General features: G+C 66.6%; 13 protein-coding genes and 1 other RNA gene. 7 read left to right on the forward strand and 7 right to left on the reverse strand.

The genetic code is table 11. The features are described from left to right. The first annotated feature begins 144 nt into the window (after positions 1 to 144). The 5 genes from ABQZ00_RS22250 to ABQZ00_RS22270 all read left to right on the forward strand — a co-directional run bounded on the left by ABQZ00_RS22250 (position 145) and on the right by ABQZ00_RS22270 (position 6,594). Positions 145 to 1,263, forward strand: a complete 1,119-nt coding sequence (locus tag ABQZ00_RS22250; protein ID WP_323539469.1) for an AAA family ATPase — start codon at positions 145 to 147, stop codon at positions 1,261 to 1,263. Then, the gene (locus tag ABQZ00_RS22255) at positions 1,260 to 1,673 is read left to right on the forward strand and encodes a bpX5 domain-containing protein (RefSeq protein WP_323539470.1); all 414 of its coding nucleotides are present in this window, start codon (positions 1,260 to 1,262) and stop codon (positions 1,671 to 1,673) included. Before ABQZ00_RS22250 ends, ABQZ00_RS22255 begins: the two co-directional genes overlap by 4 nt. Then, entirely contained in the window at positions 1,670 to 3,517 is a 1,848-nt protein-coding gene (locus ABQZ00_RS22260) for a hypothetical protein (protein ID WP_323539471.1), read from the forward strand. The genes ABQZ00_RS22255 and ABQZ00_RS22260 overlap by 4 nt, the downstream gene beginning before the upstream one ends. Further along, a complete protein-coding gene (locus ABQZ00_RS22265; protein WP_323539472.1) occupies positions 3,510 to 6,227 on the forward strand; it encodes a bpX6 domain-containing protein in 2,718 nt (905 codons plus the stop codon). The genes ABQZ00_RS22260 and ABQZ00_RS22265 overlap by 8 nt, the downstream gene beginning before the upstream one ends. 291 nt (positions 6,228 to 6,518) lie before the next feature. Further along, positions 6,519 to 6,594, forward strand: a non-coding RNA gene (locus ABQZ00_RS22270) — sX9 sRNA. 35 nt (positions 6,595 to 6,629) lie between these two features. Here the strand turns inward: ABQZ00_RS22270 and ABQZ00_RS22275 are convergent. The 4 genes from ABQZ00_RS22275 to ABQZ00_RS22290 all read right to left on the reverse strand — a co-directional run bounded on the left by ABQZ00_RS22275 (position 6,630) and on the right by ABQZ00_RS22290 (position 10,649). After that, on the reverse strand, positions 6,630 to 7,655 hold the full coding sequence (locus tag ABQZ00_RS22275; protein ID WP_323539473.1) for a DUF4272 domain-containing protein: 1,026 nt from the start codon (positions 7,653 to 7,655) through the stop codon (positions 6,630 to 6,632). Between the two features lie 10 nt (positions 7,656 to 7,665). Beyond that, positions 7,666 to 8,262, reverse strand: coding sequence for a GNAT family N-acetyltransferase (locus ABQZ00_RS22280; protein WP_323539487.1), 597 nt, complete (start codon positions 8,260 to 8,262; stop codon positions 7,666 to 7,668). Between the two features lie 73 nt (positions 8,263 to 8,335). Further along, positions 8,336 to 8,545 (reverse strand): hypothetical protein, encoded by a 210-nt coding sequence (locus ABQZ00_RS22285; protein WP_323539474.1) that lies wholly within the window; start codon positions 8,543 to 8,545, stop codon positions 8,336 to 8,338. Positions 8,546 to 8,672: 127 nt separating this feature from the next. Further along, positions 8,673 to 10,649, reverse strand: a complete 1,977-nt coding sequence (locus ABQZ00_RS22290; RefSeq protein ID WP_323539475.1) for a UvrD-helicase domain-containing protein — start codon at positions 10,647 to 10,649, stop codon at positions 8,673 to 8,675. Positions 10,650 to 10,860: 211 nt separating this feature from the next. On the opposite strand from ABQZ00_RS22290, the gene ABQZ00_RS22295 reads away from it, so the two are divergent. Then, positions 10,861 to 11,496, forward strand: a complete 636-nt coding sequence (locus tag ABQZ00_RS22295; protein WP_055854611.1) for a thymidine kinase — start codon at positions 10,861 to 10,863, stop codon at positions 11,494 to 11,496. Positions 11,497 to 11,904: 408 nt separating this feature from the next. Continuing rightward, complete coding sequence (locus ABQZ00_RS22300; protein ID WP_323539476.1) at positions 11,905 to 13,149, forward strand: GAF domain-containing sensor histidine kinase; 1,245 nt, start codon at positions 11,905 to 11,907, stop codon at positions 13,147 to 13,149. Between the two features lie 662 nt (positions 13,150 to 13,811). Here ABQZ00_RS22300 and ABQZ00_RS22305 read toward each other — a convergent pair. The 3 genes from ABQZ00_RS22305 to mutM all read right to left on the reverse strand — a co-directional run bounded on the left by ABQZ00_RS22305 (position 13,812) and on the right by mutM (position 17,598). Continuing rightward, positions 13,812 to 15,413 carry an OpgD/OpgG family glucan biosynthesis protein gene (locus ABQZ00_RS22305; protein WP_323539477.1) on the reverse strand — a complete coding sequence of 534 codons (1,602 nt, stop codon included), beginning with the start codon at positions 15,411 to 15,413 and terminating at the stop codon, positions 13,812 to 13,814. 69 nt (positions 15,414 to 15,482) lie between these two features. Continuing rightward, complete coding sequence (locus ABQZ00_RS22310; RefSeq protein ID WP_503064310.1) at positions 15,483 to 16,586, reverse strand: DUF4380 domain-containing protein; 1,104 nt, start codon at positions 16,584 to 16,586, stop codon at positions 15,483 to 15,485. A gap of 196 nt (positions 16,587 to 16,782) precedes the next feature. Further along, positions 16,783 to 17,598 (reverse strand): bifunctional DNA-formamidopyrimidine glycosylase/DNA-(apurinic or apyrimidinic site) lyase, encoded by an 816-nt coding sequence (gene mutM, locus ABQZ00_RS22315; protein ID WP_323539488.1) that lies wholly within the window; start codon positions 17,596 to 17,598, stop codon positions 16,783 to 16,785. Positions 17,599 to 17,979 lie beyond the last annotated feature (381 nt).

Genomic DNA, 17,979 nt, shown 5'->3' on the forward strand with positions numbered 1-17,979 from the left:
CCTCCCTGGCTCGGTGAGGTCACAGGATAACCGCACGGTCATGGCAACCTCGTTAATGCCATGCGCCACCGTTCCATTGCCCGTTCCACAGGCGGTCACCGGTGCCTGCACCGCGCCGCACGTTTTGTTCGAAGGACCGATCGCATGCATGCCCATCCCGCCGCCGCGCGCATTCGCGCCACCGTCCAGGCCGCCACCACCGGATTGATCGAGCGCGATCAGCTGGCCGAATTGATCGTGCTCGCTGCAGTGGCGCAGGAACATCTGCTGATCATCGGCCCGCCGGGCACCGCCAAGAGCGCGGTGGTGCGGCGCGTCGCCGCCGCACTGGGCGGCCGCTATTTTGAGTATCTGCTCGGCCGCTTCACCGAACCGGCTGAATTATTCGGCCCGGTGGACCTGCGCAAACTGCGCGAGGGCAGCGTGCAGACCGATGTGACCGGGATGTTGCCGGAAGCGGACATCGCCTTCCTCGACGAAGTCTTCCTGGGTTCCACCGCCATCCTCAACACCTTGCTCGGGCTGCTCAACGAACGCCGCTTCCGGCGTGGCCAGACCGACCTGCATTGCCCGTTGCGCCTGTGCGTGGGCGCGGCCAACGCGCTGCCGGAAGACGATGCGCTGGCAGCCTTCAGCGACCGCTTCCTGCTGCATCTGTTCGTCGACCCGGTGGCAGACCATCAGCTCGAAGCGCTGCTGGCCGGCGGATGGCAGGCCGAGCGTGCGCCGCTGCAGCCTGTGGCCGGGCTGGCCGATCTGGACCTGTTGTGCGAACAGGCGCGTGCGGTGGACATGGAGGGCGCGCGCACGGCGCTCGCCGCAGCGATCCGGACATTGCGCGGCGCAGGCGTGCAGCTGTCGGACCGTCGCCTGGTCAAGACCCAGCGGCTGATCGCCGCCGCCTGCGTGCTGGCCGGACGCACCCAGGCCAGCGAGGCCGATCTGTGGCCGCTGTTCTATGTGCTGCCGACGCGCGCGCAGCAAGCCAGCGCACAGGATCTGCTACGCGGCACCCTGGCCGTTGCTGCCAATCCCACCTTGCGCGCGGCCGTCGAACAAGCCGCCCTGCAACCGCTCTCGCGCACTGCGCGGCTGGTGGAGGCGGCCCAGTCTTGCCTGCAGGATCAGCACAATCCCGCCCTGCGCACCATGGCCGAAGCCTTGCTGCGCGAGATCGATGCCAACTTCACGGCCGCCTCGCTGCCAGCCGAGCTGGCCCACGAACGCACGCGCCTGATCGAGCAGATCGGCAGCGCCGCGTGACCTGGTCGTGGCAGGACGAGCCGCTGCCGGTCGCCCCGCAAGGAGTGATCGGCGTGGGCGAGGCCGCACGCGCGTTGCTGGCGGCATGGGCGCGCTTGCCCGACGGCGCGGGTTTGCTGGTCACCGCCACCGCGCAGGCGTTGCTGCTGACCGGCCCTGCGCCGCAGCTGCCCTGGGCCAACGGCGTGCAGTACGTGGCACCGCGCGCGGACGCCGCTGGCCTGTGGTTGCCCACTGCCGAACGCCCAGCGCTTCCGCTGGAACTGCTGGAGCGTGCGCTGCGCCGCCAGCACGGGCCGCAGCCGCTGTTGCTGCTGCGATCACCTGCGCTGGTGCTGCCGCTGCATCGGTTGCTGCCGGCGCGTGCCGAGGTCGTGGCGCAGATCCGTCAGCGTTGGGAGGCCGCGTGAGCGCCGCGCTGCAGGTGCCCGCCCCGCTCCAGGCCTGGCGGCTGTGGCTGGACTGGTTCGACCCGGACATCGCTTCCCAGCTCGGCACCTGGTTGTTGCGTCTGGACCCCTTGCTCGGCCGCGACAGCCTGCGCCGCCGCGATGGCGACAGCGAGCCGGACGGTATCGACGACCTGCGTCGGCGCGGCAGCTACGACCACCTGCTGCTGAGCGAGTGGGCACTGGCCGACGCACTGCCGGAGGAATTCCTGCGCCGCGCCGCGCATGCCGAGCACCTGTTCCTGGTGCCCCGCATGCAGACCCGCGCGCGCGATGCGCGTCTGGTGGCGATCTTCGATGCCGGTCCGGCGCAATGGGGCGCGCCGCGTCTGGCACAGATCGCGTTGTGGATCCTGCTGGCACGCCGTGCGCAGGCCGCCAATGCGCGCTTTGTCTGGGGCCTGGCGCATCTGCCCGGCGACCTGCACGACGCCGACAGCCCTGCCCGGCTGCAACAGCTGCTGCAGGGCCGCACCTTCGAGGCGACCGGCCCGCAGCACGCGCAGGCCTGGGCCACGCAGTGGGCAAGCGCGACCCCGACCACCAGCGAGTGCTGGTGGATCGGCGCGCAACCGGTGCGTGTGGCGCCATTCAACCACCAGGCCAGCATCGTGCCTGCGGCCGATGCGCATCTGCAGGTGGTGCTGCAAACGCGCCACGGCACCCGCAGCAGCCTGTTGCCGGTGCCTGCCAGCATGGCCGCCAGGCAGCTGCTGCTTGGGCACTTCACCGACACGCAACGCCCCGCCGAGGCCGACACCGCAAACCACGTGGTCAAGGGTAAGTTTTCGCTGCGCCACGCGCCGCTGTTCAGCCCGGACGGCAGCCATGTGGCGCTGCTGCTGGCAGACGGCTACCGCAGCGCGATGGTGAAGGTGCAGCCCGCCGACATCCCCAAACGGGCGGCGCCGCGCTACCACCAATGGGCGCAGGGCGGTCAGCCGCTTTGCCTGACGGCGCAGAACAAGCACGTAGGCGGCATCGTTGCTTTCGGGGAGCAGGCCGCGTTCTGGAATCTCGATGGCATGCACGGCTCCATCGAAGCCGGCGGGCAGAGCCTCTGCCCCGCACCCGGCCAGGTGCGGCTGCGTCCATGCGTGTGGCTCAACAGCGGCGGCAAGCCACAGCGGTTCCTGCTGTGGGACCAGCACGGCCGGCTGATGACCTGGACGCGCGATACCAACCAGCGGCAGCGGGTTGCGCAAGGCAGCGAGCTCGCCGGGCAGGTGGTGGCGCTGGCGCAAGGCGATGCCGAACACGCGGTCTACGCCACCCATGTCGCTGGCGAACTGCGGGTGCTGCGCCTGCATCGCAACGGCAAGCAGGACCTCATCCTGCAGCTGGCGCTGGGGTCGCGCCCGCCGGTCGTGTTGCTGCGCAACCTGGTCCAGGAGGGCCAATGGCGTGGCGCCATCGCCCTCGAACTGGCAAGCCGTCAGGCCGGCGGCGACCGCTCGCTGGCTTACCGGGTGCTGCACGGGGGCCCGGCCGATGGCTTTCAGGAATTCGAGGCGATCGTGGCGTCCGGCGACCGACCGATCGGCCTGATCGGCGACCCGGACGCGCCGCAGCACAGCCTGCTGCTGGTGCTGCGCGCCGATCGTCGCGCGCTGCTCGCCATCGGGGCCAGCGGCCGGCGGACACTGCATCGCGCCGCCAGCGAGATCAGCGCCGCGGCGGTGTCCAGCGATGGCGCGCGGGTCGCACTGGTGACCCTGCAGGGGCAGGCGTGGATCTTGGGCGATGGCGGGCTGACCCCGCTGATGGTCGTGCAAGGCCAGGCCGAGCAACCCGGCCATGACTAGCCCGGCACGCACGGACAACGCGGGCGGCAGCGTGCGCTACCCGCTGTGGCACGGCAGCCAGATGGTGTCGGCGTTGTGGTTCTCGGCAGCGTGGCTCAGCCCGCAGCAACGCCTGGCCAGGCTCGTGCGCGCCTGGCAACCGGGTAGCCGGGCGCTGCGCTTTGCAGACGGCGATGTGCTGTGCTTCGCCGCGCCGCGTGCGCTGGTCTGCGAGCAGGCGCCCGGCCTGGCGCTGTGCCAGGTGCACGGCGGCCTGTTCTCGGGCGCGTTGACTGCCGCCGAGGCCGCGCAGTTGCCCCCCGCCGATATCGGCCTGGTGCATGGCGCCCAGGTGATCGCCTTGCAGTGGCAACACGCGGTGGCGCTGGATCCTTCCGAGGCGATCGACGTGTCCGGCTACCCACTGCACATGCCCTACGACTGCAGCCCGAGCGAGCCACCGCTGCAGGTGGACCGGCTGCGCGGCAAACCGCTGCGGCAATTGCTGGGCAATGCCGTCCCGCCAGCCAGCGCCGAGCGCGATGCATTCCTGCACGCGCTGAAGACGCAGCGCCCCGCCGTGCAGAACACCACGCTGTGGCAACGCCTGCTGACGCGCGCTCAGCGCACCTTGAGCCGCGAGCACGCACCGGCATCGAACGGATCCGCAGCGTCTGGCGCCGGCACCGCCACCGGGCAGAACACCACCCTGCCGGCACGCCGGGGCGCTGCATCGGTATCGGCCTGGCGCACGCGGCTGGCCCGCGCACTGGTTGCCTCAAGGATAGCCAGCCTGGTCGGACGTCATCAGGGCGCCTACATGCGCCGGATGCTGCGCCAGTTCGAAAACGGCGATCTGGACGAAGCCTTGCGCAACGCGCTGCCGCTCGATGGCCTGGGCGAATCCTTGGGGCAGGCGTTCGGGGTGCCACAGCGGCGCAGCGACCTGAGTCTGTCGCGCACGCGCGGCGCCGGCACCAGCATCGGCCTGGGCGAAGAGCTGCAGGCGCATCTGCGCGCGACCTATCGCAGCGCCTTCGCGCGCCTGGACCGCGAAGGCCAGATCGATCGTGCAGTGTTCGTGCTGGCCGAATTGCTCAATGCGCGCCAGGAAGCGCTCGACTATCTGGTCAAGCACGCCCGTTACAAACAGGCCGCGGAGCTGGCGCTGGGCTGGGACATGTCGGCGGCGATGATCATCCGGCTGCTGATGCTGGCCGGCGACCGCGCGCGTGCGGTGCAGGTCGCGCGCCGCGATGGCGCCTTTGCCGCCGCCATCCAGCTGCTGCACGGCACCGACCGCGTATTGGCCGACGCGCTGCGGCTGGACTGGGGCCAGGCGCTGGTGCAGGCCGGCGACTGGCTGGCGGCTGTGGAGGCAGTGTGGCCGTTGCACAACGCGCGCCACCAGGCTGCGCAGTGGCTGCTGGCCGCAGAACAGACCGGCAGCACGCTGCACGCACGCGCGCTGGTCAAACGCGCGCAGCTGTTGCCGGACACGCTGAAACACTACGCAGACCGCATCGCCGCGCTTGCAGACCCCAGCGCCGATCCCGCACCGCGCAGCGACATGGCAGCCGCGCTGCTGGTGGATGCTGCCCCCAACCGCTCGCTGCAACAACTGGCGCGGCAACTGCTGCCGGCGATTGCCGCCGATCATGCGTTCGCCCGCAACAGCCTGTCCGTCGGCGATCTGACCACGCTGCTGAAACTGGCCAAGGACCCGCTGCTCAGCGCCGATATTCCAACCTTCAAACCACACGTCGCGGCCAGCCAATCCAAGCTCTGGGACGGCGCCACCACGCTACGACTGCAGGCACCGCAAGCCGGCCTGGCGGCCATCCACGATGTGGCTACACTCCCGGGTCGCCGCTATCTGCTGGCCCTGGGCGAAGCCGGCGCGGCGGTGGTGGACGCGCACGGGCGCATGCTGCGGCGCTACCCGGCGCCTGCCTTTGGCGTGGTCATCGCCGACAGCGGGCAGGTCGCCCTGGCAATCGCACCCCGCGAGCGCGTGTCCACCGTCCACCGCCTGGATTTGATCACCCATGCGGTGCGCGACCTTGGCCAGCTCGCACTGCAGTACGCCGCGCCCAGCTACAGCGGAATCGGCTGGAGCATCGTGGTCGACAACCGGCTGCTGGTGGTCGATACCGACAAGGATCTGCACAGCGTGCTGTGGCATGTCGGCGACCTGCCCGGGCCGGTGATTGCGGCGGGATTCTTCAGCGATTGCGAGGTGTATCTGGTGCAGGCCGGCGAGCACCTGGAGGACTGGACCTACAGCCTGCCCGCGCGACGCCTCAAAGCGCGCGATCCCCTGCGCGTGGACCCGCAAGCGCCGGTGCTCGCGCATCGGCTCGGCAGCGTGCAGCAAACGGAGGTGCGCACCGATCCCAATGGCGACAGTTACCTGCACTACCAGCACATCGGCAGCGCCCGTCAGTCCCGGTTGCACGAACACAGTGCCGCATTCGGCGCTCCGGATGGATCGAACGTGGTGGCGCTTGAAGCGGGATTCCTGGTTGGCCTGCATTGGCCGCACGACTCGCGCTATCTGGTGGTGCGCCACCATGACGGCGGCATCGTTGCGTCGCTGGACTGGCCTGCGGGCAGCACAGTCAAGGTGCGCGAGCAGTCCGGCCATCTGCTGTTCCATGACGCGCACGGCCGCTTGCTGGATCTGCAAACCGACCGCTCGCTGACCCACGCCATGTCCTTCCTCGGCTAGGGAGGGTCCGAACAACGCGCGGCATGACGGGGGAACCTGGGATGTCGCTCAAACGCGGCGGTCTTCCCTGCTGAACATCAAACGCTTGCGCGTAGTGAAGATGGCCAGCGGTGTTGATCGAAACCACACGGACGCGTTGTTCAGCGCTTGCCTGGCACGTGTGAGAACCACACGCCATGGCAGGCGCGACGCCATAACGCCATGCGGATGCATCCCTTGAGGGACGCTTAGAGCAGCTAACAAAACTACTGTGCAGCCGCCAGGCGGGCGCGGCCGGTGCTCGGAATCCTCATGTACCACCCGTACACTCCGGTTCCTCCGCGCCGTCCACACCCACCTGACGACTGCTCGCTACGTTTTGTTAGCCGCTCTTAGCCCCGACGTGATCGGTGCTCGCTCCGCTCAGGTCGGCGTATCCACCTCGTCCCATTCCGCATCTTCAAAGTGCAGCAGCCAGTTGAGCGCGTAATGGCGCTCGTACACCACGCCGGGCACGATGCCGGCCGGCGGTGCCTGCTGGGTCTGGCCGGCCTGGCGCACGGCCCAGTGCAGGCGCAGATGCAGGTCCAACGCATCCAGCAGTTCGGGCAGCGGCCGCAGCGTGAGCGCAGGCGCCTGCGCATGCTCCAGCGCGCGCTGCGCGGCCAGCGGCACGTCGCACAGGGCGGTCGGCTGCGGCAAGCTGTCGGCCAGGCCCAGCGCCCACTGCAACACGGCCAGGCTTTCATAACGCCAGCCAAAATTGGCCAGCATCTGTGCTTCTGGGTGCGCCTCGGCGAAGAAGTCGCGCTCCTGCGGCGACAGCGCAGCCGTCACGCCGGGCAAGCGCGTCTCCACCTCCTCCAACGCCGGTGGCGCATCGCCGGCGGCCAGCATCTCCGCACGCAAGGCCACCGCAAACAACGCCAGCATCCGTTGCGTCACCGCCGTCGCCTCGCGCACCCGCGCTTCGCCCCCGCCAGCCACCGGCGGCAAGCTCGGCGGTACGCGAATGCCCTGTGCGCTCAGCTGCGCCAGATGATGCGCTCGCCGCTCGAGCGCGTCCGGCGGGTACGGCACCTGCGCTTGGTCATCGAGCGCCGGCTCGCCCTGGCTGATCAGCACACGCCCCTGCGGGTCGCGCACGCTGCCGTCGGCCAGAAAACACACCGCATTGGCCTGCTCGGCCCACTGCGCCAGATCGCCAAACGCGCTGTCGTCGACCTCGAAGCTGAAGTGCTGCCGCACCCGCTGCACATGCCGCATCAGGTGATACCGCGACTGGGTCATTTGCCCGTCGCCCGCCTGATTCACATAGCCGACAAAGCCATGCAGATGGTTGGCCAGCTCCGGGTCGGCATGGTCGCGATGCTGCACAGCGTCGTGCGGCAGAAAGTCCGGCCAGCGCGGTTCGCGCAACGTGGAATAGGCATTGACCAGCAGCGGCATGCGGGTGTCCTTATGCAGTCGGAGGCAGGCCGGCAGGGTGCCGCACACCTGGGGTGCTGTCCATGTCGGCGGGAGCGAGATCGATCATGTAATACGCCAGCGCATCGGTGCCGGGACTCAACACCCGCAGGCCCTCGCGGTGCAGCCCCAGCGCTTCCAGCGCGCGAATGGAAGCGGCGTTGTCCGGCGACACGATCGCGCACAGCTGGGTCAGCCCCAGCCCATCGCGTGCGTAATCCAGCACCGCACGCCCGGCTTCGCTTACATAGCCCTTGCCGCGATAGGCCGGCAACAGTGCAAAGCCGAGATGCGGCACCGGCAAGGTGTCGCGGCACAACAAACCCAACGTCCCCATGAAGGTGGACCCGTCGCGCGTCTCCAGTGCCCAATGCGCAAACCCGTACATGTCGTGATGCGCCTGTGCCCACTCGCGCAGATGCGCGCTCGCCTGCTCGCGGGTACGGATGCCGCGGTCGTTGATGCCGGCGATAAAGCCGGGGTCGTTGACCAGCGTCAATATCGCATCGGCATCGCGCTCGGGATCGAGCGTGCGCAAGCGCAAGCGCGGGGTTTCGATCACGACAGTCACGGCGCACTCCTGCAACAGGGAAAACCAGACTGCCGTGCGGGTGTGGCGCTGGCAAGCCTCAGCGCGCGCTACAGCCAAGTGGGACCGGCAATCATCCAGCAGACGAACCGCGCCGTGCATACACGCGCCGCCAACCTGGCACGTCGATGTCGATGTCGACGTCGACGGTCACAATCCATTCCGCGCGCAGCAAACGCCAGTCTTTCGACAACCGCACACTGCCGCGCCGCGATGCGATGCGATGCGATGCGGCAGTGTGCGGATCCGTACAGCAGCCACTCTCACGCGTGTTGAAGCGCATGACACGCCTGGAACGGTCGGCACACCGCCGCCAATACGCTGGCGCGTGCCAGACCGCGGTGCCAAACGCTAACCACGCATCAGCCGCGCCCACCCGACGACAAGCGTGGTGGCTTGATCAGCCGCGGCTAATCGAACAACGCCTGGATCGCCGCCAGCCCGGCGCTGGCGCGCTCTTTTTTGCGCTCGGCATCGGCAACCGGGTCGGCACCATCGCGCTGCAGTTCTTCGGCAGGAATCTCATCGAAGAACCGGCTCGGCTTGAGCCGCACATGCTCGCCAAACTTGCGCGTCAGCTTGCTGTGACTCATCCACAGCTGCTCCTTGGCGCGGGTGATGCCCACATACAGCAGCCGGCGCTCTTCCTGCAGATTGCCTTCTTCCAGGCTCACTTCGTGCGGCAGCACACCGTCTTCGCAGCCGACGATGAACACATAGCGGAACTCCAGACCCTTAGACGCATGCATGGTCATCATGCGCACCTGGTTGCCGCCGTCGTCCTTGTCGTTGCGCGACAACAGCGCCAGCTGCGCGGCCAGATCGCTTGCGCTCGCGCCACGTGGGCCGCCTTCGAACCACTCGGCCAACTCGTCCAGATTGCGCTTGCGGCGTTGGAAGCCGGTTTCGTCCTTGGATTGATTGCGCAGGTCGTTGAGCAGGCCAGATTTGTCGGCCAGCGTCCGCACCAATTCGCCGGCCGGCATGGTCGCCGAGTGCTCGCGCATGTCGCGCAGAATATCGGTGAAGGCACTCAGGCCATTGGCTGCGCGCGGCGGCAGGTGCTGCAATGCGCCCATCGATTCGGCCGCGCGCGACATCGGCACCGACTTCGCACTGGCCAGCTCGGCCAACCGCGCCAGCGAGGTCGCCCCCACTTCGCGCTTGGGCGATTGCACCGCGCGCAAAAACGCCGCGTCATCCTCGGGGTTGACGATCAGACGTAGCCACGACAGCACGTCCTTGACCTCCTGCCGCTCCAGAAACGCGGTGCCGCCGGTGAGGTGATACGGCACCCTCAGCAGCTGCATGGCTTTTTCCAGCGGCCGCGACTGGAAGTTACCGCGAAACAGAATGCAGAAATCGCTCCACGGCACCTGCTTGGCGGTGCCCAGAAACGAGATTTCGGCCGCGACCTTTTCGGCCTCGTGCTCGCTGTCGCGGCATTCCCACACGCGGATACGTTCGCCGTCGGCCTGGTCGCTCCACAGCGTCTTCAAATGCTCGTGCGGGTTGTGCGCAATCAGCGCATTGGCCGCGCGCAACACGCGATTGGAGCAGCGATAATTCTGCTCCAGCTTGATGATTTCCAGCGCCGGGTAATCGCGCGCCATCTGCTGCAGGTTTTCCGGGTTGGCGCCGCGCCAGGCGTAGATGCTCTGGTCGTCGTCGCCCACGCAGGTGAAGTTGCCGCGCGGCCCGGCCAGCATCTTCAACAGCCGGTACTGGGCATCGTTGGTGTCCTGGCACTCGTCCACCAGCAGGTAGCCGATGCGCTCGCGCCAGCCCATCACGATCTCTTCGTTGGCTTCCAGGATCTGCACCGGCAGGCGGATCAGATCGTCGAAGTCCACCGCATTGAAGGTGGTCAGTCGCGCCTGGTAGCGCTCGTACAGGCTGGCGGCTTCCTTCTCGCGGTTGCTGCGCGCAGCGGCCATCGCCTGTTCCGGCGACAGGCCGGCATTCTTGGCGCGCGAGATCAGGTTCTTGGCATCTTCGATCGCATCGGGCTTGGCGCCATGCATCAAGTCCTTGATCTGCGCGGCAGCATCGTCGGAATCGAAGATCGAAAAACCGCGCTTCAAGCCGGCCGCGGCATGTTCGATCTGCAGGAACTTCAGCCCCAGCGCATGGAAGGTGCAGATGGTCAGGCCATCGGCGCCATCGCCGCGGATGCGCTTGGCCACACGCTCACGCATTTCCTTGGCCGACTTGTTGGTGAAGGTGATCGCGGCGATGCGCTTGGCCGGATAGCGGCCGATCGCGATCAGATGCGCGATCTTTTCCACGATCACGCGCGTCTTGCCGCTGCCGGCACCGGCCAGCACCAACAAGGGACCTTCGCAGTGCAGCACCGCGGCGCTTTGCGGGGGATTGAGACCGTGCATAGAGGCTTCCGACAGAGCGCGCCATTGTACCGGGGCGGCCCCGGGCTGGCCGGCGCGATGGATTCAGGTCGGCAGGGGAATGGTTCTGTCGCGCCAGGTCTGCAGGTGCGGCGGCACGGCAGCAGCCCTCGCCAGCCCGCGTTGGCCCGCGCGGCAGCACTCACCAATAGCGCGCGCTGCATGCAGCCGCCCGGCCCGGTAAAATCGCCCGATGGCCAAGCTCTATTTCTATTATTCGGCGATGAATGCCGGCAAGACCACCACCTTGCTGCAGTCGGCGCACAACTACCGCGAACGCGGCATGCGCACGCTGATCCTGACGCCCAAACTCGACCACCGCGCCGGCAGCGGCGTGGTCGCATCGCGGATTGGCTTGCGTGCAGACGGGCGCGCGTTCGATCGCGACACCGAACTGCAGCAGCTGGTCGAACGCGACATCGCCACCCAGGGGGCCCTGCATTGCGTGCTGGTCGATGAGGCGCAGTTCCTCAGCCGCGCACAGGTCTGGCAGTTGAGCGAGGTGGTCGACCGGCTGCGTATCCCGGTGCTGTGCTACGGCCTGCGGACGGATTTTCGCGGCGAGCTGTTCGAAGGCAGCCAGTTCCTGCTGGCCTGGGCCGACGAGCTGGAAGAGATCAAGACCATCTGCCACAGCGGCAGCAAGGCCACCATGACCGTGCGCGTGGACGCGCAAGGGCATGCGGTGCAGGACGGCCCGCAAGTGGAGATCGGCGGCAACGAGCGCTACGTGTCGGTCAGCCGCCCCGAGTTCAAGAAGATCATGCGCGGCGAAGGCCGCATCGACCCACTGCAGATCGCCTTGCCGCTGCCGTCTGCCGACGCCTGAGTAACCGGCATCCTGCCGACTGGCGACACCGCAGCGTCGGTCCGTCCGGCCTGCGCCGGGTAGTGCCCGCCCATTCCGCCACACGTCGCATGGCGTCGCCGTCAGCGGTAGATGGCGGCGTGGCACGAACACACGAATCACCCGTCGCCTTGGTCAGCGCAGCGCCGTTGGACAGCTGCGGTAGCGCCGCCACCATCTGTGGCGGCATCCCTGATCGCCAGCGCGCATTGGCGCCAAGCTATACGCTGCGAACGCATCGCTAAACCTATGCAGGCGTGCATTTGCAGCGGCATCGCCGACACCGGCCGACAAGGCGTATCGTTGGCATCGATTGCAGTGGCTTGGCACGTCACCAGGCCCAACTGCAGTCCTGTAAACTGGCGATCATCCACTTGTCGGGAGGCACACATGGGTACGCTTCCTCCCGAGTTACGCGCCGATATCGCGCGTGTTGGCCGGCTCTCGTCGGTCCCCGATGTGCTGAACATCCTGACCCGCCTCACCGGCATGGGCTTTGCCGCCGTCGCGCGGGTGACCGAGGCGCGCTGGATCACCTGCCAGGTGCGCGACGAGTTGTCCTTCGGTCTGATGCCGGGCGACGAGCTGCCGCTGGCCACCACCTTCTGCGACAGCGTGCGGGTGAAGGGCAACGCGGTGTGGTTCGGGCATGCCTCCGACGACCCGGTCTATCGCGACCACCCATCGCCGCGGTTGTATGGCTTCGAAAGCTACGTCTCGGTGCCGATCCGTTTCGACGATGGCAGCGTGTTCGGCACCTTGTGCGCGCTGGATCCGTTACCGCGGGTCATGGACCAGCAGTTGGTGGAGAAGGTCGAGTTGCTCGCGCAGTTGCTGGCCGCGCAGATCCAGGCCGAACAGCGCGCTGAAGAGAGCGCGCAGGAATCGCGGCGCGCACGCAGCGAACTGGGCCGCGCCGGCGCCTCGGCGCGGTTGCGCGAAGAGTTCATCGGCATCCTCGGGCACGACTTGCGCAACCCGCTGCAGTCCATGCATGCGGTGGTGGACATGCTCGCCATCGACCCGCTCAACCAGCGCCAGGGCGGCGCCATCCGCTGCCTGCAACGCAGCCTGCAGCGCATGGAAGAACTGATCGATTTCGCCTCCGATTTCGCGCGTGGCATCGAGCGCGACTGGCTGCAACTGGATTACGGCAGCGGCAGCGACCTGCTCGATGCGCTGTCGCAGGTCGTCGACGAAACCCGCGCCGCCTATCCCAACCAGGTGCTGTCCACGCACGTGGCCATCGACGAACCCGTGCATGGCGATGCGGTGCGCCTGGCGCAGATGTTCGGCAGCATGATGATCAATGCGGTGGTGCAGGGGCAGCAGAGTTCGCTGATCAAGGCGGTCGCGGTCACCGAACAGGGCCGCCTGCGCATCGACGTCTGCAATCTGGATGGCATCGATCCACGCCGGCTGGATGTGCTGCATGCCTCCACCCACGTACACACCGCCGGCCGCCCCGTGCCGGAAGTGGATCTGGGCCTGCACATGGCCGCGCAGATCGCACAGGCGCATCAGGGCGAGCTGCGTATCACCAGCGGCAAGGACGGCACCTGCTTCCGCGTGGAGCTGGCCTGCGCACGACCACGTGCGCGCATGCACCTGGTCAGCGGCACCACCTCGGCCTGAGTGCTTAAACCCGGCGATACCGCCTCATGGCGGCGATCGCGTCCTGCAGCAGTGCGGTTGCGCTCCGGAAACGCGTCCACGCATAGGCGCTTTTGGCGACACGCACGTTTTCGTGCGGCGATCACTCCAGGACGCGACGTGCGTGGGTGCATTGGCGGACGCAGCATGTCTGAAATCGCATGTCGGTCATTGGCGTCATCCCAGCCTGATCGGCGCGCTGTGCAACGGTGCACCGCCGGATGCCCAGATCGCATGTCGGTCGCTGGTGTCAGCACAGGCCTGATCGGCGAGATGTACGGCAGGCGCAGGCATTGCTCGCCTACGCCGCACAACACGTAAGGACGCGGCGTGCATGGGCGCATTGGCAGACGCAGCATGTCCGAGATCGCACGTCGGTCGCTGATGTCAGCCAGGCCTGATCGGCGAGATGTGCGGCAGGCGCAGGCATTGTTCGCCTACGCCGCGCAACACGTACTCATGGCTGGGAGAGCGACGGTCCGTCACCGTTGCGGCCGACGCACGCATGTCGGCGATCCACTCACCACGCCGAGATCACTGCAGCATTCTCGCTTCTAGCTTCGATCGCCCAGGATCGCTCTACAAAGACGTCGCTTTGCAGACGAAACCGCGCGATACGCACTCGCGTGCGCACCGCCACACACTCAATAGATCTTGCGCTCGCTCACCGGCGGCGGCGTCCATTGATAGAGCCAGGTTTCGGTCAGCGGCTTGCCGTTGGCGCGCAGGTACAGGCGGATATCGATCTGCTGCATGCTGTCATCCGGCGGCACCAGGTCGAACATGGCCCGATAGCCCTTGAGTTCATGCAACGGCCGCGCCGAGACAATCTCGGTGGTGCCGCGCGACACCTGGATCACCGCTTCGACCTTGGTCTTGGCGTCCTTCACCAACCCAGGCAAGTCGCCGCCGGCAAAGTCCACCGCAAAGCGCCATGAAAAATGGCTGCGCTTCTGCCCAACGATGCCGCCCAACCCGGTGCGGGTGGCCACGCAATGCGCCAAGTGCGAACTGGCCGGCGGTTGGGCGCCCCAATACAACCGGTAGCCCATCAACAGCTCCTGTCCCGGCTGCGGCTTGGCCTGCGGGTTCCAGAACGCCACGATGTTGTCGAAGGTCTCGTCCACGGTCGGGATCTCGACCAACTGCACCGAACCCTTGCCCCAGCCGCTCTTCGGTTCCACCCACAGGCACGGGCGCTTCTCGTAGAACACGCCGTCGTCCTGGTAATGGTCGAAATTGCGGTCGCGCTGCAACAGCCCGAACCCACGCGGGTTTTCATCGACAAACATGTTGAAGCGCAGATGCGGCGGGTTGCACAGCGGCCGCCAGATCCATTCGCCACCGCCGGTCCACATCGCCAGACCATCGGTATCGTGGATCTCCGGGCGCCAGTCCCAATCCATCCGGCTGTCGTTTTCGCCGACCTGGTACATGCTGGTGCATGGGCCGATGCCGAGCCGTTCGATGGCCTTGCGCGGGTACAGCGCGCTGTCGATATCCATCACCAGCACGTCGCCATTGGTGATGGCAAAGCGGTAGGCGCCGGCGACACTGGGCGAATCCAGCAGGCCGTACACCACCACGGTGTCGGAGTGGTCGGCAGGCTGCTCCAGGTAGTAGGCGATGAAGTCCGGAAACTCTTCCGGTCCACCGGTGCCGGTATCGATCGCCAGCCCGCGCGCCGACTGCCCGTACTGGCCTTCCTTGCCCACCGCACGGAAATAGCTCGCGCCCAGAAATGCCGAAAAGTCGCGATCGGTGTCCTTGCGCGTGTTGAGCCGGAAGCCGGCAAAGCCCAGATCCTTCGGCAACTGCTTGCCGCCTAGCCCACTGCTGCCGTAATCGAACGCAGCCGGGTCGTAGGCCAGCTGCTGGGCCTTGCCATCGACGATGTCGTAGATGTGCACGGGGGTATGGAAGTACAGCCCCAGGTGGAAGAACTTCGCCTGAAACTTGCCGTTGCCATCGGCCCACAACGCGTGGTCCTGCCGATAGCGAATCGACTGATACTGATCCCAGTTCAACGCTTCCAGCGGCCCCGGCAGCACCTGCTTGTGGCTTTTGTACGGCGCCTTGGCCAGCCCACGCGCCTGCCCCTTGAGCCACGCATAGTCGAACGGTTGCGGCTGCCCGAGCCGACGCAGCCCCACGGCCTTGGCAGCCAACGCCCACTGCGGCAATGCCGGTAAACCGAGCGCGGCCAAGGCGGCAGCGGCATTCTTCAGGAAGTGGCGTCGTTGCATGCGCATCGATCTGATCGGGAATTGGGCGACATCATAGCCACAAGCCCGGCGTGGACGCGCGTGCGTGCGTCAAGGCGCCGCAGCTGCGGCATCGCACGCATTGTCCAAAGCCAGCTCTGTCGCCTTGCTGCACAGGAAGCGCCGCTGCGCCTGCACCTCGTCCGGCCCGCTGTACTGCAGCAACGTCCACTGCTCCTGCGCCTGCATCTGCGCACCTGGCGCAAGCTGGCGATACGGTGCATGCACCTCCATTTCCAGCAAGCCCTGCTCGGGATGCAGGGGCGGGGCATCCAGGTACAGCTCCACCTGTCCTTGTTCCGGATGGATCGCGGCCAACGGCTGATGCACGAAGCGGATCACCAGCACCTGCGCGCCGGCAAAGCCGGCCATCCAGCCCGCCGACGGTTGCAGCAACACCTTGCCGCGCTGGACCATGCCGTCATCTCGTACGTCGGCACGCAACGCCAGAACGCCCGCATGGTGGCCGAACACGGGCGGCACCGTGCCTGGCTCGCTCGGCGGTTGCACCCGAATATCGCCGGCATCGGCCACCGGCACAAAGACCCGCGTACTCGCCGCAACCCGGGTGTTGAACCACAGATCCCAGGCGATTGCATCCTTGCGGATATTGCGCGCCGTGGCTTGCACGTCCACCGTGTCGGCGCGCGTTGTAGACAGGGCGATGCGCTTGCTCAGTTGCACGCCCGTCACCGGGCTGGGCACGCCCTTCAGGGTCACCTCGGTCGGTCCACGTACAACGGCCCGCGTACTGGCCAACGAGAGATACGGATCCGGCGGCCACACCGCGGCGGCGGCCTTGCGCTCGAGGTTGACCTGCTGATGCAACCACCACTGACTCTGCGGCCCCACCCACACATCGTGACCGAGATACGGAACATCGCCTGCGCTGGCAGACACCGTAGGCGCAGGCTGGCGATCCACTGCTGCTCCGATCTTCAACACACTAGGGTGTCCGCGCAGGCTGAAGGACAGCACACGGCCACCAAATGCCGGCGTGACGCTCAGCTCCACTGCATCGTTGTGCAACTGGATACGTTCTACTGGCGCGAGGCCAGTTTTCGCGGACTCATCCGCATGTGCCTTGCCAGGAAGCAATAGCGCCAGTGCACCGCAAGCCACCAAGGGAATGAAAAGAGGCCGTGACATGGGCATAACGCAGTTCCAAATGCAGGACGTATCGATTGTGGCGTGGTGCACGTGTGGAAACTAGCCGTTTGCTTCTTGTTACCGCGAAAGTGGAGCCATTGATCGCCCGGCCGGTGGTCTATCCGTTGAGGCTGCACATCGATCGCGAAGATCCATCTGATCCGGGAGGCAGCAGGAACTGCTTAAAAGGTGCTGCCATACCTCAACGCTGGCAACTGCTGCACCACACCGTCGCGCGTTGTCCAATCGTTGCGTGTTTCAAAGCCCGCCCGCACTGTTTGCAGGGCTCACCCTCGCGGCCGTAGACCGTCAGTTCCTGCTCGAAATAGCCAGGTGCCCCGTCCGGGCTGATGAAGTCGCGCAATGTCGTGCCGCCGCGCTGGATGGCGTATCCCAGAATATCCTTCACCGCAGTAGCCAGATGCCGGTATCGATCAAGCGACACCTTTCCAGCTTCGCGCAATGGGCTGATTCCCGCACGGTGCAGACTCTCAGCGGCATAGATATTTCCTACGCCGACAACCACTGCTTGATCCATCAGAAAGGTTTTGACTGCAGCGCGACGACCGCGCGATAGCGCATAGAGATAATCGCCAGTAAATGCCTCCGATAATGGCTCCGGACCTAGCGCAGCAAGCAGCTCATGCACCTGCGTATCGGATTGCCACAGCAGGCAACCAAACCGACGCGGGTCGTTGAAGCGCAGCACACGCCCGTTCTGCAGGCTGATATCTACATGATCATGTGCGCGCGGCAGCGTGTCTCCAGGCAATACACGCAAGCTCCCGGACATGCCCAGATGCAGCAACGCACTCCCGCCGGCATCGGTATCCATCAATAGATACTTGGCACGTCGACGGACGTGCGTGATGGTAGCTCCAGGAAGCAAGCGCTCGATCTGCTCGGCAATGGGCCAACGCAGATCTGGCCGACGCAGGATCACCCCATGGATGCGCTGCCCGACCAGATGCGGCGCTAGGCCGCGCACCGTGGTTTCGACTTCAGGCAATTCCGGCATCAGCGCATCCAGCAACAGCCGGTCACGCACCGGCACGGCACGATATGGAGGTCGGCATGCAGAAAAGCAATCGAGTGGCGGTCAGTCAGCCACCAGATAGCGGTCTCCAGGAGCAGCCGAGGGTTTGCGATCGAGAGTTTATAAGCGACGCATATGGTGTGCGTCGTCGCCTGGCTGCGGCTAGTTTCGCGGCCAATACTGCCCTTACATCAACCGCGCTTGTAGCGCGCTGGCTCCAGCGGGTCGCCGCGCCGGGCAGGCGTACGCGTGTCGCAGGCCTGCCGTTTGTAGCGTGACACGCGGTCCGGCGCGGATTTGGCGGGCTTGCGGAGTATTTTCCTAACGCCCAGGCAAAAAGAAACCCTCAGTCCAGTTGGACTG

This window comes from Xanthomonas sp. WHRI 10204 (assembly GCF_040202875.1).
Classification (GTDB): Bacteria; Pseudomonadota; Gammaproteobacteria; order Xanthomonadales; family Xanthomonadaceae; genus Xanthomonas.